The 24,294-nt window shown below is 75.4% G+C and carries 19 protein-coding genes; 5 read left to right on the top strand and 14 right to left on the bottom strand.

Features of this window, described 5'->3' with window-relative positions:
- Positions 1–4 precede the first annotated feature (4 nt).
- Positions 5–1,669 carry an amidohydrolase gene (locus ACI8AF_RS06775; RefSeq protein ID WP_456538919.1) on the bottom strand — a complete coding sequence of 555 codons (1,665 nt, stop codon included), beginning with the start codon at positions 1,667–1,669 and terminating at the stop codon, positions 5–7.
- An 87-nt stretch (positions 1,670–1,756) separates the two neighbouring features.
- On the bottom strand, positions 1,757–2,404 hold the full coding sequence (locus ACI8AF_RS06770; RefSeq protein ID WP_456538918.1) for a TetR/AcrR family transcriptional regulator: 648 nt from the start codon (positions 2,402–2,404) through the stop codon (positions 1,757–1,759).
- A 194-nt stretch (positions 2,405–2,598) separates the two neighbouring features.
- Here ACI8AF_RS06770 and ACI8AF_RS06765 point away from each other — a divergent pair, with 194 nt between their 5' ends.
- Positions 2,599–4,311 (top strand): PucR family transcriptional regulator, encoded by a 1,713-nt coding sequence (locus ACI8AF_RS06765; RefSeq protein WP_456538917.1) that lies wholly within the window; start codon positions 2,599–2,601, stop codon positions 4,309–4,311.
- Here the strand turns inward: ACI8AF_RS06765 and ACI8AF_RS06760 are convergent.
- Genes ACI8AF_RS06760 through ACI8AF_RS06725 form a run of 8 tightly spaced genes read right to left on the bottom strand, consistent with a single transcriptional unit; the run spans position 4,304 to position 13,140 of the window.
- Positions 4,304–4,768 carry a DUF3237 domain-containing protein gene (locus ACI8AF_RS06760; RefSeq protein WP_456538916.1) on the bottom strand — a complete coding sequence of 155 codons (465 nt, stop codon included), beginning with the start codon at positions 4,766–4,768 and terminating at the stop codon, positions 4,304–4,306. The genes ACI8AF_RS06765 and ACI8AF_RS06760 overlap by 8 nt on opposite strands.
- Before the next feature lie 30 nt (positions 4,769–4,798).
- Positions 4,799–6,415, bottom strand: coding sequence for a CocE/NonD family hydrolase (locus ACI8AF_RS06755; protein WP_456538915.1), 1,617 nt, complete (start codon positions 6,413–6,415; stop codon positions 4,799–4,801).
- Positions 6,416–6,435: 20 nt separating this feature from the next.
- Positions 6,436–7,803, bottom strand: coding sequence for an NAD(P)/FAD-dependent oxidoreductase (locus tag ACI8AF_RS06750; RefSeq protein ID WP_456538914.1), 1,368 nt, complete (start codon positions 7,801–7,803; stop codon positions 6,436–6,438).
- A complete protein-coding gene (locus ACI8AF_RS06745; RefSeq protein WP_456538913.1) occupies positions 7,800–8,624 on the bottom strand; it encodes an ABC transporter ATP-binding protein in 825 nt (274 codons plus the stop codon). Before ACI8AF_RS06745 ends, ACI8AF_RS06750 begins: the two co-directional genes overlap by 4 nt.
- Positions 8,621–9,640, bottom strand: a complete 1,020-nt coding sequence (locus ACI8AF_RS06740; RefSeq protein ID WP_456538912.1) for an ABC transporter ATP-binding protein — start codon at positions 9,638–9,640, stop codon at positions 8,621–8,623. The genes ACI8AF_RS06745 and ACI8AF_RS06740 overlap by 4 nt, the downstream gene beginning before the upstream one ends.
- Positions 9,637–10,506, bottom strand: a complete 870-nt coding sequence (locus ACI8AF_RS06735) for an ABC transporter permease (RefSeq protein WP_456538911.1) — start codon at positions 10,504–10,506, stop codon at positions 9,637–9,639. The genes ACI8AF_RS06740 and ACI8AF_RS06735 overlap by 4 nt, the downstream gene beginning before the upstream one ends.
- Positions 10,503–11,462: an ABC transporter permease gene (locus tag ACI8AF_RS06730; protein WP_456538910.1), complete on the bottom strand. Its 960-nt coding sequence runs from the start codon at positions 11,460–11,462 to the stop codon at positions 10,503–10,505. The genes ACI8AF_RS06735 and ACI8AF_RS06730 overlap by 4 nt, the downstream gene beginning before the upstream one ends.
- A 31-nt stretch (positions 11,463–11,493) precedes the next feature.
- Positions 11,494–13,140, bottom strand: coding sequence for an ABC transporter substrate-binding protein (locus tag ACI8AF_RS06725; RefSeq protein WP_456538909.1), 1,647 nt, complete (start codon positions 13,138–13,140; stop codon positions 11,494–11,496).
- A 199-nt stretch (positions 13,141–13,339) separates the two neighbouring features.
- On the opposite strand from ACI8AF_RS06725, the gene ACI8AF_RS06720 reads away from it, so the two are divergent.
- Positions 13,340–14,779, top strand: a complete 1,440-nt coding sequence (locus ACI8AF_RS06720) for an amidase (RefSeq protein ID WP_456538908.1) — start codon at positions 13,340–13,342, stop codon at positions 14,777–14,779.
- A gap of 39 nt (positions 14,780–14,818) precedes the next feature.
- Here ACI8AF_RS06720 and ACI8AF_RS06715 read toward each other — a convergent pair whose 3' ends face one another.
- The gene (locus ACI8AF_RS06715) at positions 14,819–16,606 is read right to left on the bottom strand and encodes a feruloyl-CoA synthase (protein WP_456538907.1); all 1,788 of its coding nucleotides are present in this window, start codon (positions 16,604–16,606) and stop codon (positions 14,819–14,821) included.
- A gap of 278 nt (positions 16,607–16,884) precedes the next feature.
- On the opposite strand from ACI8AF_RS06715, the gene ACI8AF_RS06710 reads away from it, so the two are divergent.
- The 3 genes from ACI8AF_RS06710 to ACI8AF_RS06700 all read left to right on the top strand — a co-directional run bounded on the left by ACI8AF_RS06710 (position 16,885) and on the right by ACI8AF_RS06700 (position 20,229).
- Positions 16,885–17,565: a cytochrome b/b6 domain-containing protein gene (locus ACI8AF_RS06710; RefSeq protein WP_456538906.1), complete on the top strand. Its 681-nt coding sequence runs from the start codon at positions 16,885–16,887 to the stop codon at positions 17,563–17,565.
- 82 nt (positions 17,566–17,647) lie between these two features.
- Positions 17,648–19,795 carry a SpoIIE family protein phosphatase gene (locus ACI8AF_RS06705; protein ID WP_456538905.1) on the top strand — a complete coding sequence of 716 codons (2,148 nt, stop codon included), beginning with the start codon at positions 17,648–17,650 and terminating at the stop codon, positions 19,793–19,795.
- A complete protein-coding gene (locus ACI8AF_RS06700; protein ID WP_456538904.1) occupies positions 19,792–20,229 on the top strand; it encodes an ATP-binding protein in 438 nt (145 codons plus the stop codon). The genes ACI8AF_RS06705 and ACI8AF_RS06700 overlap by 4 nt, the downstream gene beginning before the upstream one ends.
- On the opposite strand, the gene paaZ is transcribed toward ACI8AF_RS06700, so the two are convergent.
- The 3 genes from paaZ to paaK are packed head-to-tail and all read right to left on the bottom strand — an operon-like array spanning position 20,222 to position 24,230.
- On the bottom strand, positions 20,222–22,273 hold the full coding sequence (gene paaZ / locus ACI8AF_RS06695) for a phenylacetic acid degradation bifunctional protein PaaZ (protein WP_456538903.1): 2,052 nt from the start codon (positions 22,271–22,273) through the stop codon (positions 20,222–20,224). The two genes, ACI8AF_RS06700 and paaZ, sit on opposite strands and share 8 nt — an antisense overlap.
- Positions 22,274–22,284: 11 nt before the next feature.
- The gene (locus ACI8AF_RS06690; protein ID WP_456538902.1) at positions 22,285–22,893 is read right to left on the bottom strand and encodes a TetR family transcriptional regulator; all 609 of its coding nucleotides are present in this window, start codon (positions 22,891–22,893) and stop codon (positions 22,285–22,287) included.
- Positions 22,890–24,230, bottom strand: coding sequence for a phenylacetate--CoA ligase PaaK (gene paaK, locus ACI8AF_RS06685; RefSeq protein WP_456538901.1), 1,341 nt, complete (start codon positions 24,228–24,230; stop codon positions 22,890–22,892). Before paaK ends, ACI8AF_RS06690 begins: the two co-directional genes overlap by 4 nt.
- Positions 24,231–24,294 lie beyond the last annotated feature (64 nt).

Here is a 24,294-nt window from a genome sequence, read left to right as displayed (position 1 = left end):
GCGGTCACGGCGACCACACCCGCCGGCCCTCGACCCAGGTCTCGGTCACCGAGGTGCTCCCGATCCGGTCGGGCGCGACGGCGAGCGGATCGGCGTCGAGGACGGCGAAGTCGGCGAGCTTGCCGGGCTCCAGGCTGCCGGTGTCGGCGTCGGCGTGGTTGGTCCACGCGGAGCCGAGCGTGGCGGCGTGCAGGAACTCCGCCGGCTCCAGCCGCTGCTCCGGCAGGAACGCCGGGCCGGCCCCGTCGCCGGGTGCCCGCCGGTTCACCGCCACGTGCATCGCCTGCAGCGGGTCCGCCGAGCTCACCGGCCAGTCGCTGCCGGCGCACAGCCGCGCACCGGAGTCGCGCAGCGCGGCGAAGGGGTACTGCCACCCGCTGCGCTCCGGCCCGAGGAACGGGATGGTCAGCTCGTCCATCTGCGGCTCGTGCGCCGCCCACAGCGCCTGCAGGTTGGCCGCGACGCCGAGCTGCGCGAACCGCGGGACGTCGTCGGGGTGCACCACCTGCAGGTGCGCGACGTGGTGTCGGAGGTCCCGCGGCCCGTGGTCGGCCAGCGCGCGCCCGACGGCGTCGAGCGCCTCCCGCACGGCCCGGTCGCCGACGGCGTGCAGGTGCACCTGGAACCCCTCGGCGTGCAGCAGCGACACGGCGGCCCCGAGCACGTCGGGGTCCACGTAGCTGAGACCGCGGTTGCCGCTCCGGCAGCCGCACGCGTCGAGGTAGGGCGCGAGCATCGCGGCGGTGAAGTTCTCGGCCACGCCGTCCTGCATGATCTTGACGCTCGTCGCGCGGAAGCGGCCGGTGCCGCCCGCCCCGCCCGCCGCGGCCCGGCGCGCGACCAGGTCGGCCACCTGCTCGGTCCCACGGCGCCTGTCCCACCACAGCGCGCCGACCACCCGCCCGGTCAGCAGCCCGCTGCGCGCCGCGTGCAGGTAGGTCCCGAGGACGTCGGGGAGGGACCCGTAGGACCCCACGATGGCGTCCTGCCAGCCGGTCACGCCCACCGCGTGCAGGGAGCGCTGGCCGAGCAGCAGCCCCTCGAGCAGCTCCTCCTCGCCGGGGACCGGCTGGCAGCGGGCCACGAGGTCGACGGCGCCCTCGTGCAGGGTGCCCTGCGGCGACCCGTCGGCCTCCCGCTCGATGCGCCCGTCCTCCGGGTCCGGGGTCCCCGCGCCGAGGCCCGCCAGCCGCAGCGCGGCGGTGTTGGCCCACGCGCCGTGCCCGTCGCGGTTGACCAGCAGCGCCGGCCGGTCCGGGACGACGTGGTCCAGCAGGGCCCGGGACGGCGTCCCCGCCGGGAACCACTCCATCGACCACCCGCCCCCGGTGATCCACGGCCGCTGCGGGTGGGCGGCGGCGTAGCGCGCCACGAGCCGGCGGGCGTCCTCGGCGTCGTGCGCACCGCTGAGGTCGCACGCGCGCATGGCCAGGCCGGCGGACACCGGGTGGACGTGGGCGTCGACGAACCCCGGGACCACGGTGCGCCCGTCCAGGTCGATCCGGCGGGTCCCCGGTCCTGCGAGCGCGCGCACCTCGTCGTCGCCGCCGACCGCCAGGACGCGGCCGGCGGCGACCGCCAGCGCCTGCCCGGGCGGGCCGGTGACCGGGTGCACGCGGCCCCCGGTCAGGACGACGTCGGCCGTTCCGGGACGGCGGGTGGCTGCCACCGCCCGAGCGTCGGTGGTGGGCCTGCGCTCCGAGGGCGACAGATCGTCAGCATCCGGGCCGGCGACGGACACCCTGCCGCGCGGCGCTCAGGACCGCGGTGAGCCCGCCCGGGCGGCGGCGCCCTCGATGGTCGCGATGAGCGACTCCACGACGGTGTCGAAGATCTGCCGGTCGGTCACGGCCACCAGCTCGGCGGCGTGCGCGCGGGTGACCGGGTACTCCGCCGCGGGCAGGGCGGCGTACACCCGCGTCCAGGCCGACTCGTCCTTGGCCACGAGGTCCGGCCCGAGCTGGAGCACGGCCGCCTGGGCGCCGGTCATGCTCAGCAGGCAGTCGCCGAAGGACCGGTACAGCAGCACCGTGGTCGCGCGGTCGAGGCCCAGGCGGCCGATCGTCGTCAGCAGGAGCTCGACCATCCTCCGCTCGCCGGTCCCGCCGGTGGTCCGGGCGAACGCCGAGGCGTAGATGGCGGGGTAGGCGATGGCCACCTTCCAGCTCTCGTCGGCGACCGCGCGGAGCACGTCCTGCCACGGCAGGTCGCCGATCCGCGCCGCCAGCCCGTCGAACGCGATCTGCTCCGCCCGGTCCATGCAGGCGAGGACGAGGTCGTCCTTGTCGCGGAAGTGGCGGTAGAAGGCCGTCGGGTCGACCCCGAGCTCCGCCCCCAGCCGGCGCACGGTGAGCGCACCGGCTCCCTCGCGCTCGATGAACTCGAGCGCGCGGTCGACGATCACGTCCGGCGTCAGGGTCGCGTCCCTCGCGGCACGTGCCCGCCCCGACGACGGGCGCCGTCCCCGCCGGTCCGTCTCCGTCACCCGCGCTCCCCTCCTCCGGCCTAATGGCGCTCAGACTACGGTTCTGTCAACGCTGTTGACAACGGCGTTGGCGGCCGCTTCCATGAGCTCCTCCGACGAAGGGAGAGCTCCTCGTGCGCTCCGCTCCCCTGCGCGCCCCGGCGCTGCGGGCCGTGCCCGCCGTCCCGGCGGACGTCGTCCGCCCGCACACCGCCGCGCCCGCCGGCAGCGGCCTCGACGGCACCGGGATGACCGTCGCCCGCACGCTGCGGGTGCCCGTCCTGCGCACGGCCGACCCGGTCGTGGTGGCCGGCGCGGCGGGCCTGGACCGCGTCGTGCGCTGGGTGCACACCACGGAGCTCGTCGACGTCGCCCCGCTGCTGCGCGGCGGGGACCTGGTGCTCAGCACGGGCATCGCGCTCCCCGACGGGCCCGCGGAGCTGGCCGCCTTCGCCGAGAGCCTCGACCGCAGCGACGCGGCCGGCCTGGTCATCGAGCTGGGCCGGCGCTGGGACGCCCTCCCCGCAGCGCTCGTCGAGGCCTGCGACCGGCTGGCCCTGCCGCTGGTCGCGCTGCCGCGCGAGGTGCGCTTCGCGGCGGTGGCCCAGGCGGTCGGCGAGCAGATCGTCGACGAGCAGCTCGAGGAGCTGCGGCAGGCGCAGCGCGTGCACGAGGTGTTCACCGACCTCGGGATGGCCGAGGCGGGCCCGGCGGAGGTCCTCGAGGCGGTGCAGCAGCTGGCCGGCGCCACCGTCGTCCTCGAGGACGGGCAGCACCGGCTCGTCGACTACCGCTGCGGGTTCGGCGACCCGGCCGGCTTCCTCTACGACTGGCAGCGCCGCTCCCGCGCGGTGCACCTCGACCGCCGGACGGCGTGGGACGCGGCCAACGGGTGGCTGGTGACGCGGGTCGGGCGGCCGGAGCGCTCCTGGGGCCGGCTGGTCATCCAGTCGGCGGAACCGCCGCCGCCCCGGCTCGTGGCCACCGCCGAGCGCGCCGCGGCCGCGCTCGCCCTGCACAACCTGCACGACCGGCAGCGCGACAGCCTGGTCCGCCGGACCCACGCCGAGATCCTGGCGGCCCTGCTGCGCGACCCGACCGCGCCCGAGGTGCAGCAGCGGTGCGAGCTGGCCGGGCTGCCGCTCGGGCGGCGGACCTTCGTCGCGCTGACCGTCCGGGCGACGGAGCACACGGCGGACCCGGCGCCGCGCCGCGTCGCCGGTGTCGACGCGGTCGTCGCCGCCGTGGTGCACGCCGCGCACGAGGAGCGGCTGCCCGCCCTGATCGCCTCGGCCGACGGTGACGTCCGGGTGCTGCTCTCCCTCGACCGCGCCGCCGACGCCGGCGCGGTGACCGAGGAGCTCGCGCGCCGCGTGCACCGGCGCCACGCGGTCGTCGTCGGCGCCGGCGCGCCGGTGGACCGGATCGGGGCCGTGGAGCGCACCCTGCGCGAGTCGCTGCACGTCGTCGACTCGGTGCGCGCCGGCAGCACCGGTCCCGTCGTGCACCGGCTCGCGGACGTGCACGTCCGCGGGCTGCTCACCATGCTCGCCGAGGACGACCGGCTGCGGATGTTCGTCTCGCGGGAGCTCGAGCCGCTGCGCGAGCACGACGCGCGGTGGCAGACGGGCCTGCTCGACGCCGTCCGCGCGCTCGTGCTGCACCCGTGCAGCAAGTCCGACGCGGCGGCGAGCCTGCACATGTCTCGGCCGGCCTTCTACGACCGGCTGACCAAGATCGAGCGCCTGCTCGGCGTCGACCTCGACGACCCGGACGTGCGGCTGTCGCTGCACGCCGCCGTCGTCGCCGACGAGGTGCTGACGGCGGCGCGCGGCGACGTCAGCTGAGCTCGAAGAAGCGGATGCAGACCGTGCCCTGCTCGCCGCGGGCCATCCCCACGAACACGGTCGAGGTGAGCCAGGCGTGCGGCTCGGCGTCGGTCTGGAACATCGGCGAGGTCCGGTAGTAGTACTCGGTCTCGGGCACGTCCTCCCCCGCCTCCACCCGCGCGTCGACGTCCGGGTCGGCCCGCCAGAACCCGCGGTTGAGGATGTCGATGACCGCACCGTCGTCGGCCTGCAGCAGGTACCGCGCCTCGAGCTCGGTGCCGGTCGGGCGGGTGGTCGACCAGTCGCCGCCGTGGGGCAGGACGGCGCCGTTCAGGCGGGGACCGGTCACGACCCCGCCGGTGATCGGGGTGAACCAGACCTCCTCAGCGGGGCCCCGCCCGATCCGGATGGACGGCGCGACCTCGACGCGCGCCTCGAAGGCGAAGGTGAGCCGGGGCTCGAGCAGTTCGGACATCGGGGCATCGTCTCCGTCGGGGGCGCGCGGTCAGCGCAGGGTCAGGGACAGGCGGCCGGCCGAGGGGCCGCCGAGGTGCAGGGTCTGCTCGGAGGCCGCGAACGTCCCGGCCTCCCACGGGTCGGTGCCGTCGCCCGGCTCGAGCACGTACTCCGGGAAGTCGCTGCTCATCAGCTGCAGGGCCCACCGGTGGCCGGCGCGCAGGCGGTAGCTGATCGAGTGCAGGTCCACCCGGACCGGGCGGTCGGCGGGCACCTCCGGCAGGTGCACCTGCCCCTTGGCGACGAGCAGGTGGGCGCCGCCGGGCTCGACGTCGAGCAGCCGGGCGTGCAGGTTCGTCACCCGCGCGGTGCTCTCCAGGACCACCTCCACGTGCACCGGGCCGGTGTGGTCGACGGCCTCGCCGACCGGAGGGCCGACGAAGGTGAGGACGTCGGGCCGCTCGGCGACGGCCGAGAGGTCGCGCCGGTCGGCGAGCCGGGCGAAGGGGTTCTCCGCGTCGGACGGCACCGGGTCGTCGGGGTCGTGCCGCCACGAGGCGGCCGCTGGGGCGCCGCGCTCGTCGGCGAGCACCAGCGCGCCGTCGACCACGGCCAGGTGCAGGAACGCCTCGCGGGCGCCGTCGGGGGGCCAGGTCGCGGCGGTGCGGGTCTCCCCGTGGCAGGTCTCGAAGAGGACCGACGGGACCTCCGACCGCCGCCCGCCGAGGACGGCGTCGAAGAAGTCGAGGCCGGGGCCCACCATGCGCGCCAGCGCCTCCGGGGTCGGCCCCGGGGGCACGGCCGGGTCGTCGCCGAGGTGGATGTTCTCGTGGTCGAGCGCCTCCAGCCGCAGGTGCACGTGGTCCCGCCAGCCGTCGTCGGCGAGCAGCCCGCGCAGGTCGTGCCACGAGTAGGGGGCGCAGTTGTCGAACAGGCCGACGGTGAACAGCACGGGCAGCGGCGGAGCGGCCAGCAGGCGCTCGAGCGCCGGCCCCTCGAAGCGCGCCCCGTCCGGCTCCCCGGCGAACTCGCCGTCGAAGTTGACCGAGCGCCGGCCGAGCTCCCCGAAGAACTTCTCGAAGGTGCTCCGCAGCGGTCGCGCCGTCCAGTCGACGGGCCACTCGTAGGCGTCGCGGTCGACGTACCAGCTGGAGAAGTAGACCTTGCGCGAGGTGACCTCGACGTCCCGGCTGCCGTCGGGGAACGTCACCTCGCGCCCGAGCCGCGTGCCGGTGAGCCGCGGCGAGATCGCCCGGAGGGCCGGGTGCCCGCTCGCCGCCGCGGCGAGCTGCGTCATGCCGTAGTAGGAGTCGCCCCACAACACGACGTCGCCGTCGCACCAGGGCTGGGCGGCGATCCAGTCGACGGTGTCGTAGCCGTCGTCGACCTCGTGCACGCCGAACTCGGTGGCGCCCTCCGACCGGAACCTGCCCCGGACGTCCTGGACCACCGCGGTGTAGCCGCGCCGCACGGCGTAGCGGGCGATGGCCGGCATGAAGCAGTACTCGCCGTCCTTGTCGTAGGGCAGCCGGACCAGCACCACCGGGCGCGGGCCCGGGTCGGCGAGGTAGAGGTCGGCGGCGAGCCGGACGCCGTCGCGCATGGGGATCCACACCTCGACCGCGTCCGGGGGGACGGGTGCGGGGCGCAGGACGCGGATGTCCACGGGGTCTCCAGTTCTCGAGGTCAGCTGTCGAAGCCGAGGCCGAGGTGGTCCAGCGTGCGCAGCCAGACGTTTCGCCGGCCGGTGACGTCGGCGCGGGCGAGGGACCAGCGGGTGAGCTGGATGCCGACGAACGCGAGCGGCTCGGGCGGGAAGGGCAGCGGCCGGCGGCGCACCATCCGCAGCCGCGTGCGCTCGGTCCGCTGCCCGTCGACGAGGTCGAGCAGCACGTCGGCGGCGAACCGCGAGGCCCCGACGCCGAGGCCGGTGAACCCCAGCGCGTAGGCGGCCCGGCCGCGCAGCGCGGTGCCGTAGAAGGCGCAGAACCGGGTGCACGTGTCGATCACGCCGCCCCAGCGGTGGGTGAACCGGACGCCGGCCAGCTGGGGGAAGGTCTCGGCGAACTGCTCGGCCAGCAGCCGGTGCGTGGCGCGGCGGTCGTCGAGCGCGGGGTCGATCCGGCGGCCGTAGTGGTAGATGGCGTCGTACCCACCCCAGAGGACCCGGTCGTCGGCGGTGAGCCGGTAGTACTGGAACTGGTTGCCCGAGTCGGCGATCCCCTGCCGGCCCTTCCACCCGACCGCACCCAGCTGCGCGGCGGTGAGCGGCTCGGTGGCGAGCACGTAGTCGTAGACGGGGACGGTGTGCAGCCGCAGCCGGGCCAGCAGCGGGCGGAAGGCGTTGGTCGCGAGCACGACGCGGGCGGCGGAGACGGTCCCCGAGGGGGTCCGCACCGTCACCCGGCCCCCGCGACCGGACAGCTCCAGGGCGGGGGTCCGCTCGGCGATGCGCACGCCGAGGGACTCGGCCGCCGCCGCCAGCCCCCACGCGAGCCGGGCGGGGTCGACCAGCGCGCAGCCGTCCCGGTCCTCGCGGCCGGCCAGGTAGGTGGGCGAGTCGACCAGCTCGCGCACCTGCGCGGCGTCGAGGAAGCCGGGCTCGCCCGGCTCCAGGCCGGCCACCTCGTGCGGGCGGGTGGCGACGGCCAGCACGCCGTCGGTCCGGAAGTCGCAGTCGATGCCGTAGCGCCGCACCGTCTCGGCGATCTGCGCCAGGTTCTCCCGGCCCAGGCGGTCGAGCAGCTCGTACTCGTCCGGCCAGCGCTGCCGGCCGTTCGCCTCGCCGTGGGTCAGGCTCGCCTCGCAGAAGCCGCCGTTGCGACCGGTGGCGTGCTCGGCGATGCGGTCCGCCTCCAGCAGCAGCACCCGGCGATCCGGGCGGCGCTCCTTGGCCCGCAGCGCCGTCCACAGCCCGGTGAAGCCCCCGCCGACGACGACCAGGTCGGTCTCCGCGTCGCCGTCCAGCGGCGGCCGCGGGGCGGGCCGGTCGGGGGTGTCCAGCCAGAGCGGGACCGGCGAGGCCGCGTCCAGGACGGCGTCCAGGTCGGTCACCTGCCCACCTCCGACGGGGTCGCGGTCAGCGCCCGGCCGGCGCGCACGACGGCGGCCGGGTCCCAGCCGGGCTCGGGCACGGAGGCCAGCAGCAGCCGCGTGTACGGGTGCTGCGGTGCGGCGAGCAGCTGCTCGGTGGCGCCGGCCTCGACGACGCGGCCGTGCCGCATGACGATCGCCTCGTCGGTGACCGCGCGGACGACGGCGAGGTCGTGGCTGACGAAGACGTAGGAGATCCCGGTGTCCCGGCGGATGCCGGCGAGCAGGGTCAGCACCTGCGCCTGGATCGACACGTCCAGCGCGGCGACCGCCTCGTCGAGCACGAGGACCCGGGGCTCGATGCCCAGCGCCCGGGCGATCGCGGCCCGCTGCCGCTGCCCGCCGGAGAGGTGCCGCGGCAGCGAGCGGGCGTGGCGCTCGGCCAGCCCGACCTGATCGCACAGCTCGGTGACCCGCCGGCGTCGCTCCTCCGGCCCGAGCCCGAAGTGCAGGCGCAGCGGCTCGGCGATCGACTCCTCGATCGTCAGCCGCGGGTCGAAGGACTGGTACGGGTCCTGGAAGATCATCTGGATCCTCCGCGCACGGGCGCGGCGCTGCTCGCGCGACGGCGTGCCGACCGGCTCCCCGTCGAGCAGGACCTCCCCAACCGTCGCCCGCTCGAGGCCCACCAGGATCCGTGCGGTCGTGGTCTTGCCCGAGCCGGACTCCCCCACGATGCCCAGCGAGCCGCCTGGCGCCAGCGAGAAGGTCACGTCGTCCACCGCGGTGAACTGCCCGAAGTCCTTGCGCAGGCCGGTCACCTGCAGGACGGGTGGAGTCATGCCGGGTCCTCCTTCCCGGGCCGGATGCAGGCGACGTCCGAGGCGCCGTGCCGGCGGGTCGCCGGCACCTCGTCCCCGCAGGCCTCGACCGCCCGCGGGCACCGGTCGCGGAACGAGCACCCGGTGGGCGTCTCGGCCAGCGCGAGCGGGCGGCCGGGGATCGCCCGCAGCTCCCGGCGCGGGCCGTGCAGCGCCGGGTGCGCCTCCAGCAGCGCGGCGGTGTACGGGTGGGCCGGCGCGCGGAACAGGTCGGCGCTGGCGGCGTGCTCGACGATGCGGCCGGCGTACATGACGTAGACGCGGTCGCACACGGCGGCGGCGAGGCCCAGGTCGTGGGTGACGAAGACCAGCCCCATGCCGCGCTCGGCCTGGAGGTCCTGGAGCAGCGCCACCACCTCGGCCTGCGTGGTGACGTCCAGCGCCGTCGTCGGCTCGTCGGCGAGCAGCAGGGAGGGCCGGATCGACAGGGCCCCGGCGATCACCACCCGCTGCAGCATCCCCCCGGAGAACTCGTGGGGGTGCTGCCGCATCGCCCGCTCCGGGTCGCGCAGGCCCACCTTGCCGAGCAGCGCGACGGCCTCGGCCCGGGCCTCGGCGCGGGACACCCCGGACGCCCGCAGCCCCTCGACGAGGTAATCACCGATGCGCCGCACCGGGTTGATCGAGGCACGGGGGTCCTGGAAGACCATCGCCGCGTCCGAGCGCCGCAGGGCGCGCAGCCGCTGCCGGCCGGCGGTGAGCACCTCGGTCCCCCCGACGACCACCCGGCCCCCGACCGAGGCGCCCGTCGGCAGCATGCCGAGCGCCGAGCGCACGGTGAGCGACTTCCCCGAGCCCGACTCGCCCACCAGGCCGACCGTCTCGCCGCGGTGCACGGCGAGGGACACGTCGGCCAGCAGCGGCACCGGCCCGTCGGGTCCGGGCACCGACAGCGAGAGCCCCTCCACCGACAGGACGGGCGGCGCCGTCGTCCCGGGTCCGGCCGCCGGCAGGACCTCCACGTCGACCTCGCTCACGACCGACCACCCGTGCGGCCCACCGAGTTCGCGAGGTGGTCACCGACGACGTTGACCGCGACGACGGTGAGCAGCACCGCCAGCCCCGGCACGACGGCCGGCCACGGCAGGCCCTGCAGCAGGGCGGGCTGGGCCTGGCTGATCATCGACCCCCAGTCCGACGCCGGCGGCCGGACGCCGAGGCCGAGGAACGACAGCGTCGCCAGGTCGACCAGCGCGTAGCCGAACGACAGCGCCGACTGCGCGGCGATCACCGGGACGAGGTTGGGCAGGATGTGCCGGACCGTCACCGACAGCCGGGAGAAGCCCATCACCGCGTAGCTGTCGACGTAGGGCCGGCTCGCCTCCTGCAGGGCCAGGCTGCGCACGACCCGCCCGACGAAGGGCGTGTAGCTGATCGCCAGGGCGATCACCGGCGCGGTCAGCCCCTTGCCGAACACGGCGATGGCGAGCATCGCCAGCAGCAGGCCGGGGAAGGCGAAGACGACGTCCATCCCGCGGGACAGGAGCGTGTCCAGCCAGCCGGGGCCGCGCGCGGCGGCGAGCCCGATCACCACCCCGGCGACGGTGGCGATGACCACCACGCCGAGCGGTGCCAGCAGCGACAGCCGCGCCCCGTGCATGAGGCGGGAGAGCACGTCGCGGCCGGTCGAGTCGGTGCCGAGGAGGTGCCCGGGTGCCCCGGGCGCGAGCAGCGAGTCGGACAGGCTCGCCGCGTTCGGCGGGTGCGGGGCCAGCAGCGGTGCCAGGGCCGCGACGACGGCGACGGCGACGAGGAGGCCGCCGGCCAGCAGCACCACCACCGGGTGCCGGCGGGAGCGCAGGCCGGCCCGGCGGGTGCGGAGGGCCGGGATGGTCAGCGTCACAGGAGGGCGCGCTCCTTCCGCATCCCGGGGTCGACGACCGGCAGCAGCAGGTCGACGAGCGTGCTCAGCAGGACGAAGAGGGTGACGGCGATCAGCGAGATGGCCTGGACGACCGGGAAGTCCTGCTGGTTCACCGACGACACCAGGAACGAGCCGATGCCGTTGATGCCGAACGCCGTCTCGACCACCGCCGTCCCGACGAACAGCGAGGCCACCAGCAGGCCGACGAGGGTGAGGACCGGTCCCAGGGAGTTGCGGACCACGTGCCGCCGGACGATGTCGGCGGAGCGCACCCCGCGGCTGCGCGCCACCTCCACGTGCTCGCGCCGGAGCTGCTCGACGAAGCTCGCCTGGGCCACCCGGGCGAGCACGCCGAACGCCACCAGGGCCATGGCCAGCGCCGGCAAGGTCAGGTGCCACAGCCGGTCGAGGAAGCCGTCCCCCGCCCCGGTCACGGGGAACCACCCGAGCTGGACGGCGAAGACCGACAGCAGCACCACCGCGGCCACGAACGGCGGGGTGGCGACCGCGCCGCTGGTGAGCACCGTGGTGAGCCGGCCGACGGCGCCGCCCCTGACCGCGCCGACGAGGGCCACCGCGAGCCCGAGCAGGACGGTCAGCACGACCGAGTAGGAGATCAGGAACACCGACACGGGCAGCCGCGCGGCCAGCAGCGTGCCGACGCCGTCCTGGTACACCGACGAGGTGCCGAGGTCGCCGGTCAGCACGTCGGTGATCCAGTTCAGGTAGCCGGTGAGGAACGGGGCGTCGAGGTCGTACCGCTCCCGCAGCGCGTCCAGCTGCTCCGGGCTGAGCCGGCGCCCGGCCGCCAGGACCGTGGCCGGGTCGCCCGGGACGAGGCGCAGCGAGCCGTAGATGACGACCGACGCGACCGCGACGGTCAGCACGCCGCCGACCAGCCGCCGGGCCAGCTGCGCTCCGGTCGATCCCCTCACCGCCCGCCTCCTCGCCGTCCGCCCGTGCCGCTCACACGCCGCCGAGCTCGGTGAGCCACGGCGTGTAGAGGAAGTTCTGCCGCGGCACCACACCGGTCAGGTCGGCGCCGTGGTACAGCGAGACGTCGACCGTGGCCACGGGGATGACGCCGTCGTCGTCGAGCAGGACCTGCTGCGCCTGGAGGACCAGCTGGGCCCGCTCCTCGTCGTCGATCGTGGCCAGGGCCCGGGCGATGAGCTCGTCGTACTCCGCGTTGCTGTAGCCGGCGAAGTTGTAGAACGTGCCGGTCGTGAAGTACTGGTAGTACTGCAGCGGCTCGGGGAAGTCGAGGTAGCCGGTCACCAGGAAGACGTCGATCCCCTCGCGCGCCTCGGGTGAGGAGAACACCGCGCCGAACTCGGGCGGGGTCAGCGGCCGCAGTTCCACGCTCATGCCGGCCTGGTTCGCCGCGTCGGCGATCGCGGTGGCCGCGCGGCTCTCCTCGTCGGAGGCCGCGAGGTAGGCGAGCGTCATGGGCTCGGCGGCGGCCGGGTTCTGCTCCACCAGCGTGGCGACGCGGTCGAGGTCCTGCGCCGGCTCGGGCAGCGCGTCGTAGGCCTCCTGGTAGGTCTCCTGCGCGTAGCCGTAGGCCGCCGGCGGCACCAGCGCCCGCAGCGGGCTGGCGACCCCGCGGTACACCGAGTCGGCGATGCCCTGGTAGTCGACGGCAGACTGCAAGGCGTCGCGGACCTCGGGCTGCCCCATGGGGCCGGCCAGGTCCAGCGGGACCAGGAAGAACGGGGACAGGCTGTTGCCGAACAGCAGCTCGCCGCTCTCCCCCAGCTGCTCGAACGCCGAGGTCGGGATCGACCACTGGCCGTCGGTCTCCCCGCTGCGCAGCGAGGCTATCTGGGCGGCCGGGTCGGTGGTGAAGGTGAAGGTCACCGCGCCGACGCGAGCCTGCGCGTCCTGGTCCCACCAGTCGTCGTTGCGGGTGAGCTCGATGCCCTGCCCCGGGGTCCACGAGCCGAACTCGTAGGGGCCGGTGCACATCACGCCGGTGCCGGCGGTGCCGAAGGCCGGGCCCGCCTGCTCGGCGAAGGCCTGCGAGACGACCGTGAACGCCGGCAGGGCGAAGTAGTTCTCCGCCAGCGGGTCGGGGTTGCGCAGCGTCAGGGTGACCGTGCGGTCGTCGGTGGCGGTGACCGACTCGAAGTTGACCGCCCACCCGGCCCACGGGGACGCGACGGCCGGGTCGAGCACGCGGTTGACGCTGTAGACGACGTCCTGCGCCGTCATCGGCGTGCCGTCCCAGAAGGTGACGCCCTCGCGCAGCGTGAAGACGTAGGTCCGGTCGTCCGGCTGCTCCACCGACTCGGCCAGTGCCGGCTGCAGCTGGTAGTCGCGGTCGAAGCGGAACAGCGCCTCGCACATGTTGCCGACCACGGTGCTGATGTTCTCCAGCGCCGACTGGGCCGGGTCCAGGACGGGGGGCTCGCCGGTGGGCAGGTTCCAGGTGACGCTGTCGACGTCGGCCGTGGGAGCGGCCACCTCGGTGGTGAGCTCGGCCTCGAACTGCCGCTGCCCGCCGCCGCCGTCGTCACCGCCGCAGGCGGCCGCGGACGCCGCGGTCAGGAGGGCGGTGACAGCCAGCGCGGCACCGCGCTTCCGGGACGGTGTGGCGGGGGTCGAGTGCATCGGTGTCTCCGCTCGGTGGAGGCGGACCCGGGGGGATGGTCCACGCACTGCGCCGATTCAAGGAGGCCCGGGCCCGCCGGGCGGCCGGCACATCGTCGGATTCGCCCGACGGGGGTGACAGATCGCTTGCCCCCGGACGCCGGGAGCCGTTCCGAGAATGACGCGACCGCTCGTGCCGCCAGCCGCCTCGAGGAGAGCCATGACCGACGCCACCCCACCGCCCCCGTCGTCCGACGAGCTGTGGCGGTGGTCCGCCGCGGACCTCGCGCGGGCGATCGCGTCCCGGGAGATCAGCTCCCGCGAGGCCGTCAGCAGCTGCCTCGCGCGGATCGAGGCGGTGAACCCCGCGCTCAACGCGCTGGTCGACGTCTACCCGGAGGTGGCGCTGGAAGCCGCCGACCTGGCCGACCGCATGGTCGCCGAGGGCCGGGCCGTCGGTCCCCTGCACGGGGTGCCGACCTCGATGAAGGTCAACACCGACGAGGCCGGGCGGGCGACCGACGGCGGCGTGGTGGCCCACGCCGGCGTGGTCGCCGCCGAGGACAGCGCGAGCGCCGCGGCGCTGCGCCGGGCCGGGGCGGTGTTCGTCGGCCGCAGCAACGTGCCGGCGTTCTCCTTCCGGTGGATCACGGACAACGAGCTCCACGGGCGCACGCTCAACCCGTGGGACGCCACCCGCACGCCGGGCGGCTCCAGCGGCGGGGCCGCCTCGGCCGTGGCCGCCGGCATGGTGCCGGTCGCCCACGGCAACGACATCGGCGGCTCCATCCGCTTCCCGGCGTTCGCCTGCGGCGTCACGGGGCTGCGGCCGACCGCGGGCCGGCTGCCGTCCTCGGGCATCGAGGGCCTGGACGCGCCCATGACGGCGCACCTGTTCTCGGTCGAGGGGCCGCTGACCCGGTCGGTCCAGGACCTGCGGCTGGCCTACGAGGCGATGGCGGTGTTCGACCCCCGCGACTCCTTCTACGCGCACGGCGCGGTCGCGCCGGTGTCCCGGCGGGCCCGCCGGGTGGGGCTGCTGCGGACCGTGGGCGTGGCCGACCCCTCCCCCGAGGTGGACGCCGCCCTCGACCGGGCCGCCGGGCACCTGCGCGACGCCGGCTACGAGGTCGAGGAGGTCGAGCTGCCCCTGCTCGCCGAGGCCTACCGGCTCTGGTACCTGCTGGCGGTCGAGGAGATCCGCACGATCCGGCCGGTGATGGACGACCTCGGCGGCAAGAGCCTGCAGATCGCCATGGAGGGGGTCTACGCCACCGCGGCCGACTGGTGGGGGACGTCGCCGACCCTGGCCGACTACATCAACGGGTACGCCCGCCGGAACACCCTGGTCGCGAAGCTGGCCGCGTTCATGGAGTCCTTCCCCCTCGTGCTCATGCCCGTCTCGACGGAGCAGGCCTTCGAGCAGGACGCCGACCTGGCCGGGCTCGACGCCTCGCGCCGGCTGGCCGCGGTCCAGTGGTCGCAGATGGCGGTCCCGGCGCTCGGCTTCCCCGCGCTCTCGGTGCCCGTCGGCGTGACGAACGGGCTCCCCGTGGGCGTGCAGGTGCTCGGCCGCCGGTTCGACGAGGAGGCGCTGCTGCGCGCCGGCGAGGCGATCGAGGCCCGCGCCGGCGTGCTCACGCCGATCGACCCCCGCTGACGACCGGCGCCGGCGCTGCCCCGTCGTGGGCAGCGCCGGTCAGCGGGTCACGACGCGGGCCGGCAGCGGGTCGGCGGTGAGCAGGGCGACGAGGTCGGCGCGGCGGTCGCGGACGGCGGCCTGGTTGACGTAGCCCTTGTCGGTGATCTCGCCGGCGTCGAGCTGCGGCGGTTCGGTGAGCACCAGCAGCCGCTCGACGGTCTGCGAGGAGCCGCCGCTCTCGGCGGCCAGCCGGGCCATCGTCGCCGCCAGCTCGTCCCGCAGCGACTCCTCCGGCACGCCGTCCGCGTCGACCCGGCCGGCGTGCGCGGGGGCGAGCCAGACCAGCGCGGTGACGACGTCGCCGTCGGCGCCGCAGAGCACCGCGTCGGCCAGCAGACCCTGCGACGCCGAGAGCAGCTTCGGCCGCAGCGTCCCCACGCTGACGAACGTGCCGGTGGAGAGCTTGAAGTCCTCGGCGATCCGGCCGCGGAACACCAGCCCGGCCGCGGGGTTCTCGGGATCGGCCAGCGCCACGGCGTCGCCGGTGCGGAAGAAGCCCTCCTCGTCGAACGCGGCGGCCGTGAGCTCGGGCGCGCGGTGGTAGCCGGGCGTGACGTTCGGCCCCTTCACGCGAACCTCCCGCTTCTCGCCCACCGGCACCAGCGCCACCTCCACCCCGGGCAGCGGCACGCCGAGCACGTCGCTGCGGGTGATCGGGAAGTGTGCGCTGGTGGCCGCCGGGGCGGTCTCGGTCAGCCCCCACGAGGTGGTCATCCGCATCGACCCGCCGTGCCGCGTGTTGAGCGCCTCGAGCCGGTCCCACAGCTGCTGCGGCAGCGCCGCGGCGGCGAAGAACCCCAGCCGCAGCCGGTCGAGGAACGCCCGCGCCAGGTCGTCGTCGCCCTCCAGCAGGGGCAGCAGCGCGGCGTAGCCGGCGGGCACGTTGAAGTACAGCGTCGGCCGGACGTCGACCAGGTTGCGCGCGGTGCGGCCGATCAGCGGCGGGGCGGGCCGGCCGTCGTCGATCCACAGCGACCCGCCGTGGGTCAGCACCATGTCGAGGTTGTGGTTGCCGCCGAAGGTGTGCGACCAGGGCAGCCAGTCGAGCAGCACCGGCGGCTCGTCGTCGAGGAACGGCCACACCTGGCGCATCTGCTGCTGGTTCGCGGCCAGCATGCCGTGCGTGTTCACCACGCCCTTCGGCGTCCCGGTCGAGCCGGAGGTGAACAGGATCTTGGCGACGTCGCCGCCCTCGAGGCCGGCGCAGCGCCGGTCGACGGCGTCGGTCGGGTCGGCCCCGAACGACTCCGGTGTCAGCACGCCGTCCCGGCTGAGCACGGTGCGCCCCTGCCCCACGGCCGCCACCGCCGCGGCGTACGAGGCGTCCTCGGCCACCACCAGCCCGGGATCGGCGAGGTCGGCCATCGCCCGGAGCTTGGCGTGGTCGGTGCTCTGCAGGGAGTACGCGACGCTGGTCGGCACCACGGGCGTCCCCACGGTCATCGCCGCCAGCGTCACCGCCAGGTGCAGGCGCGAGTTGCCCGAGAGGACCATCACCGGTCGCCCGCTGAGCTCGCGGTCGAGCAGCCCCTGCGCCAGCCGGTCGACCAGCGCCCGGACCTCGCCCCAGGTCCAGCGCGCCCACTTCCCGTCCGGGCCCCGCTCGGCGACCAGCAGCCGGTCGGGATGGGCCTCGCTGTGCGCGCGGAAGGAGTGGACGACGCTCGCCGGGTGCTCCCCCAGCGGCTCGGTCGAGCGGATGTGCAGCCGGCCGTCGGGCCGCTGCTCGGCCGCGATCCGCGGCGGCGCGAACGTGGCCGGCCGTTCGGCGGTGAACGTGGTCATCGCTGGACCTCCTGGCCGAGCACGCCGATGTGCTCGGAGGCCATCCAGCCACCACCGGGCCGCCCGATCAAGACGGCGCGGCCGCCCGCTCAGGCCAGGCCGAGCACCGCCATGGCCCGGGCGGCCATCGCCCGCTCCTCGCGCGGAAGACCCGTGTTGCTGTCCGGGCGGAGCGCGCGAAGAGCGGGCGACCAGACCGCAACCTAGCCCGCGGCGGGTTACGCACGAGCAGGTGAACGGGCGGGCGACCGCCGCGCCCCCGCCCTACCGTGACCGGCGTGACCACCACGGGGACCCAGCCCCGCCGGCTGCGCCTGCGCAACGGCCCGCACGGCTACGGACTGGTCACCAAGGCGCTGCACTGGCTCACCGTCGCCGCCCTCGCCGGCCAGTTCGCCGTCGGCTGGGCGATGGACCTCGACGAGGGCCTCGACCGCGAGGGCGACCGGCTCGACGCCGAGGCCGACGCGCGGGAGGAGGCGGCCGAGGAGCAGGGCGAGGCCGCCGAGGAGGCGGCCGAGGCCGAGAGCGAGCGGATCGAGGACGCCTTCGACGCCCGCGAGGACGACGAGGCGGCCGCCGTCCTCACCGACGTCGTCCGGGGCGACGCGTTCGACGACGGGTTCACCCTCGGCGAGCTGCACGTCGCCCTCGGCCTGCCGGTGGTCCTCCTGGCGCTGGTCCGGCTGCTCTGGCGGCGCACCACCCCGCTGCCGCCCTGGGCCGAGCACCTCAGCCCGGGCGAGCGGCGGCTGGAGGGCCGGCTCGAGAAGGCGCTGCTGCTGCTCCTCGTCGTCGTCCCGGCCACCGGGCTGCTGCTCGTGGCCGCCGGCACCGGCTGGCTGCCGGTGCACGTCGCCGGCCAGGTCGCGCTGCTGGCCGCGATCGCCGCGCACGCGGGGCTGGTGCTCAAGCACACCGTCGTCCGGCGCAACCGGCACCTGGCCCGCATGCTGTGAGTGCCGCGCTCGGGGAGTGACCACCGCGACCCCTGGATACTCAGGGGTCGTCGGGTCGTCCGACGGGTGCAGAAGGGCTGGAGTGGACGAGAGCAGCGGCGCGCGAGCGGGAGAAGAGACGGCGGACGTCGGGCCGGACGACCCCGGCGACGAGTTCCACCTCGACGACCTCGCGGCCAGGCTCCGCGGCGAGCTCGCCCTGCACGCCGCCCGCATCGGCACCTTCGACTGGGACCTGGTCACCGGCGAGCTCGACTGGGACGACCGGCTGCTGCAGATGTTCGGCTACGGGGCCGACGAGGAGTTCGACCGCACGATCGCGGGCTTCAACGCCCGGTTGCACCCGGACGACCTGCCCACCGTGTCGAGCGCCCTGCAGGTGGCGATCGAGACGTGCGGGGACTTCGACGCGGCCTACCGGGTGCTCCGCCCGGACGGCGGGGTCCGCTGGGTGTCCGCGCGCGGCCGGGCGCTGTGCGATCCGGACGGGACGGCGACCCGGCTGCTCGGTGTCGCGTCGGACGTCACCTCGCAGCGCGGCAGCGACCTGCGGGTGGCCCGCGTGCTCGAGGCGATGCCCGCCGGCTTCTACTCGCTGGACGCCGGCTGGCGGTTCACCTACGTCAACGCCGAGGCCGAACGGCTGCTCGCCCGCGGCCGGGACGAGCTGCTCGGCTCGGTCATCTGGGAGGCGTTCCCCGCCGCGCGGGGCTCGGTCTTCGAGGACAGCTACCGCCGGGCGGCGGCCTCGCAGCAACCGGTCAACTTCGACGCCTACTACCCGCCCCCGCTGGACGGCTGGTACGAGCTCCGCGCCTGGCCCAGCCCGGAGGGCCTGTCGGTCTACTTCCTCGAGGTCACCGAGCGGCGCCGCGCCGAGGTGGACGCCCAGCGGGCCAACGCCCGGCTGTCGCTGCTGGCGCAGGTCAGCAGCGAGCTCGCGGCCTCGCTGACCGCCGACGTGGCCACCCGCCGGATCCCCCGGCTGGCCGTCCCCACGCTGGCCGACGGGTGCATCGTCAGCGTCCTCGACGGGCACGGCCACCCGCGCGACGTCGGCACCTGGCACCGCGACCCGCACGCGCGCCCGCTGCTGGCCCGCTACGGCCGCGCCCGGCTGGAGGCCCTGCCCACCATCGCCGCCGTCGTCCGGTCGTTCGAGACCGGCGAGGTCATCGACGTGACCGGCGAGGAGGCCCTCGGGCTGACCCCGGCGGGCGAGGCCAGGGAGCTGCTGACGCAGCTGGCCCCGACCTCGGCGGTCGCGCTGCCGCTGCGCGGCCGGGGCCGCACGCTGGGCCTGCTCACCCTCCTCTACGACAAGGGCCGGCGGCCGGCCGACGGGGACCTGGCCACCGCCCAGGACGTCGCCGACCGCACCGGGCTGGCACTGGACAACGCCCGGCTCTACGGCCAGCAGCAGCAGCTGGCGCTGCAGCTGCAGCGGTCGATGCTCACCGCGCCGCCGGAGCCGGACCACGCCGAGATCGTCGTCCGCTACCTGCCGGCGTCGGAGGCGGCCGCGGTCGGCGGCGACTGGTACGACGCCTTCCTGCAGTCCGACGGCGCGACGATGGTGGTCATCGGCGACGTCGCGGGGCACGACACCGCCGCCGCGGCCACCATGGGTCAGCTGCGCAGCCTGCTGCGCGGGATCGCCACCAGCAGCGGCGCCGGGCCCGCGGAGCTGCTGAGCAAGCTGGACAGCTCCATGTCCCTGCTCCAGGTGCGGACCCTCGCCACCGCCGCCGTCGCCCGCTTCGAGCAGACGCCCGACGAGCTGGCCCGCGGTGTGACCCGCATGCGGTGGGCCAACGCCGGGCACCCGCCGCCGTTCGCGGTCACCCCGGGCGGCGAGGTCACCGCGCTCGCCACGCTGCCGGCCGAGCGGCTGCTCGGCGTCGACCCCGACGTCGCGCGCACCGAGTCGGTCGTCAGCCTCGACCGCGACGCGACGGTGCTCCTCTACACCGACGGCCTGGTCGAGCGGCGCGACGCCGACCTGGACACCGGGCTCGCCCAGCTCCGCGCCGCGCTGTCCGAGCTCGCGCACCTGCCGCTCGACGAGCTCTGCGACGCCGTCCTCGACCGGCTCGTGCACGGCCGTCCCGACGACGACGTCGCGCTGGTCGCCGTCCGGCTGCACCGGCAGGACCGGCCCCGGCCGGCCGAGGCGGGGCCGAACCGGGTGCCTGACGCCGTCCCGGACGACCCGGCGACGGGCTCGTGAACGCGCCGCTGTGGCGGCGGGCGCAGCCGCCGCGCCTGCGCACCGAGCTCTTCTCCTGCGACGTGACGGCGCCCGCCGACCTGACGCTCGCCCGCGGGCGGCTGCACCGGGAGGTGCTCCGCCGCCCGGTGCCGACCGGATCCGCGGGGGTCGACGTCGACCGGCTGCTGCTGACCTTCGAGGAGCTCGCCTCGAACGGGCTGCGCCACGGCCGGCCCCCGGTGCGGGTCGTGGTGAGCCAGGACGACGACGGCTGGCTCGTCGACGTCACCGACGCCGCGACCGACCGCACCCCCACCCCGGCGGTCGGCCGGGATCCCGCGCACGGCGGCCTGGGCCTCTACCTGGTCGCCCGGCTGAGCGCCGCCCACGGCTGGTGGGCCGAGGGGCGGCGCAAGCACGTCTGGGCCTTCGTCCGGGCGGCGCTCAGCTGACCGACGGCGGCCAGGTCTTGGCGACCATGGTGAGGACGTCGTACGTCGCGACCGGCTTGCCCTCGCCGTTGACGACGACGGCGTCCCAGCGGACCTCGCCGTGGTCGGCCCCGCCGCGCGGGCTGATCTGCTTGGCGGTGAGCGTGACCGTGAGCTCCTCCCCCGGCTTGACCGGCGTGAGGAACCGCAGGTTGTCCACGCCGTAGTTGGCCAGCACGGGCCCGGGTGCGGGGTCGACGAACAGCCCGGCCGCCCACGAGACGATCAGGTAGCCGTGCGCCACGCGGCCGCCGAACAGCGGGTTGGCCGCGGCGGCCTCCTCGTCCATGTGGGCGTAGAAGGTGTCGCCGGTGAACTCGGCGAAGTGCTCGACGTCCTCGAGTGTGACCACCCGCGGGCCGGCGGTGACCGAGTCGCCGATGCGCAGCTCGGCCAGCGACTTGCGGAACGGGTGCACGCCGTCGTCGGTGCGCCGCGCCCCGGTCACCCAGCGGCCGCTGATCGCGGTGAGCTGGTCGGGCGAGGCCTGCACGGCGGTGCGCTGCATGTGGTGCAGCACGCCGCGGATGCCGCCGAGCTCCTCGCCGCCGCCGGCGCGGCCGGGGCCGCCGTGCACGAGCACCGGCAGCGGCGAGCCGTGGCCGGTGTTCTCGCTCGCGTCGTCGCGGTCGAGCACAAGGATCCGGCCGTGCGCGTGCGCGGCGCCCAGCACGAACTCCCGCGCGAACTGCTGGTCGTGGGTGACCACCGAGCCGACCAGGCTGCCCTGGCCGCGGGCGGCGAGCTCGACGGCCTGCGCCACGCCGTCGTAGGGCAGCACCGTGCTCACCGGGCCGAACGCCTCGACGTCGTGGGGCTCGGCGGCGGCCGGGTCGTCGCAGCGCAGCAGCAGCGGCGGGAGGAAGGCGCCGCGGTCGCGGTCGGCGCCGACCACCTCGAAGGACTCGGGGTCACCGGCGACCAGCTCGGCGACGCCGCGCAGCGCCTTGAGCGAGCGCAGCACCTCCTCGCGCTGGTCGAGGCTCGCGAGCGCGCCCATGGTGACGCCCTCGGCACCGGGCGCGCCGACGACCACCTCCGCGAGCTTCTCGCGGGTCGCCTCGACGACGTCGTCCACGAGGTCCCGGGGCACGAACGCCCGGCGGATCGCGGTGCACTTCTGGCCGGCCTTGACCGTCATCTCGGTGACCAGCTGCTTCACGAACAGCTCGAACTCGGGGGTGCCCGGGGTCGCGTCGGGCCCGAGGACGGCGCAGTTGAGCGAGTCGGCCTCGGCGTTGAACCGCACGCTGTTCGCCACCACGGCGGGGTGGCTGCGCAGCTTGCGGGCGGTCGCGGCCGAGCCGGTGAAGAACACGAGGTCCTGGCCGGCCAGGCCGTCGAGCAGCCCGGCCGGGCTGCCGGCCAGCAGCTGCAGCGAGCCCTCGGGCAGCAGGCCGGAGTCGACGACGGCCCGGACGACGGCCTCGGTGAGGTAGGCGGTCTGGCCGGCCGGCTTGACGATCGTCGGGACGCCGGCGAGGAAGGCGGGCGCGAACTTCTCCAGGAAGCCCCAGACCGGGAAGTTGAACGCGTTGATCTGCACCGCGACGCCGCGCAGCGGGGTGTACAGGTGCTGGCCCACGAAGGTGCCGACCTTGCTCAGCGGCTCGACCGCGCCGTCGAGGACGACGGTGTCGTCGGGCAGCTCCCGGCGTCCCTTCGACGCGTAGGACAGCACGGTGCCGAAGCCGCCGTCGACGTCGACCGCGCTGTCGCGGTCGGTGGCGCCGGTGCGGCGGGACAGCGCGTAGAAGGCGTCCTTGTCGGCCAGCAGCCGCAGGCCCAGCTGCTTGAGCAGGCCGGCCCGCTGGTGGAAGGTCAGCTCCCGCAGCGCCGGCCCGCCGACGGTGCGGGCGTGGTCGAGCATCGCGGCGACGTCGAGCCCGGTGCTGCTGATCCGGGCGACGGTCTCGCCGGTCACGGCGTCGGCGATCGGGGTGCCGTCGTCGGGCGCGGCGTACCAGCGGCCGGCGGCGTAGCTCTCGAGCAGGGGTGCGGTCACGGGGGGCCTCCTCAGTGCTTGCGCAGGCCGTCGAAGGTGGTGGCGACGACGGCGTCGGCGAGCGCGGCGGCGTCGAGACCGCGCTCGGGCCGGTACCACTCGGTCAGGGAGTTGACGGTGCCGAACAGCAGCCGGCTGGTGACGGCGGGGTCGACGTCGGGCCGCACGTCGCCCTCGTCCTCGGCGGCCCGGACCAGGTCGGTGACGATGCGGTCGAACTCGCGGCGGCGGGCGAGCGCGGCCTGCTCGACCTCGGAGTTGCCGCGCACCCGCAGCAGCAGGGTGACGAACGGCAGCTCGTCGACCAGCACGCGCACCGAGCCGCGGACGACGTGCTCCAGCCGGCCGATCGCCGGGCCGGTGGTGGCGCCGGACTCCTCGGTGACGGCGAACAGCCCGTCCAGCGCCCGGTCGAGCGCCAGCCGCAGCAGCTCCACCTTGCTGGGCACGTGGTGGTAGATCGCCGACTTGGTGACGCCCAGCCGGGCGGCCAGCTCCTCCATGCTCGTGGCGTCGTAGCCGCGCTCGTTGAAGACGGCGACGGCGACGTCGAGCAGCGACTCCAGCGAGTGCCCGGGCCGCCCGCGCCGGGCCGGCGCGGCGTTCTCGGTGGCCGTCACGCGCGGTCCCGGTGGTCGGCCAGCCGCTGCAGCTTCCCCACCGACCGGGCGAGGGTCTCGGGGTCGACGACGAGCACCTCGATGCTGGTGCCGACGGTGTCCTTGACGCCCTTGGCCACCTCGGCCGCGGCGGCCTCCCGGCGCTCGGCCGGGCAGTCCGGCCGGGCCTCGATCCGGCAGATCAGGTGGTCCATCCGGCCGCGGGTAACCAGCTCGAGGGCGAAGTGCGGGGACAGGCCGGGGGTGCGCAGCACGATCTCCTCGATCTGGGTCGGGAAGAGGTTCACGCCGCGCAGGATGATCATGTCGTCGGTGCGGCCGGTGATCTTCTCCATCCGCCGCATGCCCGGGCGGGCGGTGCCGGGCAGCAGCCGGGTGAGGTCGCGGGTGCGGTAGCGGATGACCGGCATGGCCTCCTTGGTCAGCGAGGTGAAGACCAGCTCGCCCCGCTCGCCCTCGGGCAGCACCTCGCCGGTCGCCGGGTCGATGACCTCCGGGTAGAAGTGGTCCTCCCAGACGTGCAGGCCGTCCTTGGTCTCGACGCACTCCTGGGCGACGCCGGGGCCCATGACCTCCGACAGCCCGTAGATGTCCACGGCGTGGATGCCGGCGCGCTCCTCCATCTCGCGGCGCATCTGCTCGGTCCACGGCTCGGCGCCGAAGATGCCGATCTCCAGGGAGCTCGCCCGCGGGTCCATGCCCTGCTTCTCGAACTCGTCGAGGACGGTGAGCATGTACGACGGCGTCACCATGATCACCCGGGGCTCGAAGTCGCGGACGAGCTGGACCTGGCGCGGGGTCATGCCGCCCGACACCGGGATGACGGTGCAGCCGAGCTTCTCCGCGCCGTAGTGCGCGCCGAGGCCGCCGGTGAACAGGCCGTACCCGTAGGCGTTGTGCAGCTTGTCGCCCGGCCGGCCGCCGGCCGCCCGGATCGACCGCGCCATCACGGTGGCCCAGGTGTCGACGTCTTTCGCGGTGTAGCCGACGACGGTGGGCTTGCCGGTGGTGCCGGACGACGCGTGCACCCGGCGCACCTGGTCCTGGGGGACGGCGAACATGCCGAAGGGGTAGTTGTCGCGCAGGTCGGCCTTGCTCGTGGTCGGGAACCTCGCGAGATCGGCCAGCTCGCGGCAGTCGTCGGGGTGCACGCCGGCGGCGTCGAAGGCGCGGCGGTAGTGCGGCACGTTGTCGTAGGCGTGGCGCAGCGTCCACCGGAGGCGCTCGAGCTGGAGGGCGCGCAGCTCGTCGACGCCGAGCCGCTCCGCGTCGTCCAGCTGCCCCGGCTCGGGCGCGCTGCCCAGGTGCCGGTTCGTCTCGCTCGTGGTGGCGGTCATGGCGGGGCCTCCGTGGTTCTCACAGCGTCGTCGCCGGCGGCCGGCAGGGCGCACCGCCCCCAAA

This window comes from Blastococcus sp. SYSU D00669, from assembly GCF_054050715.1.
Note: the sequence above shows the minus strand (reverse complement) of the source record. Positions and strands in the feature narration are given on the sequence as shown.

Bases quoted from the DNA above. Each gene is read 5' to 3' on its own strand.
- ACI8AF_RS06760 (WP_456538916.1), bottom strand. From the start codon at position 4,768: ATGTCCGAACTGCTCGAGCCCCGGCTCACCTTCGCCTTCGAGGCGCGC.
- ACI8AF_RS06745 (WP_456538913.1), bottom strand. From the start codon at position 8,624: ATGACTCCACCCGTCCTGCAGGTGACCGGCCTGCGCAAGGACTTCGGG.
- ACI8AF_RS06725 (WP_456538909.1), bottom strand. From the start codon at position 13,140: ATGCACTCGACCCCCGCCACACCGTCCCGGAAGCGCGGTGCCGCGCTG.
- ACI8AF_RS06720 (WP_456538908.1), top strand. From the start codon at position 13,340: ATGACCGACGCCACCCCACCGCCCCCGTCGTCCGACGAGCTGTGGCGG.
- ACI8AF_RS06715 (WP_456538907.1), bottom strand. From the start codon at position 16,606: ATGACCACGTTCACCGCCGAACGGCCGGCCACGTTCGCGCCGCCGCGG.
- paaK (WP_456538901.1), bottom strand. From the start codon at position 24,230: ATGACCGCCACCACGAGCGAGACGAACCGGCACCTGGGCAGCGCGCCC.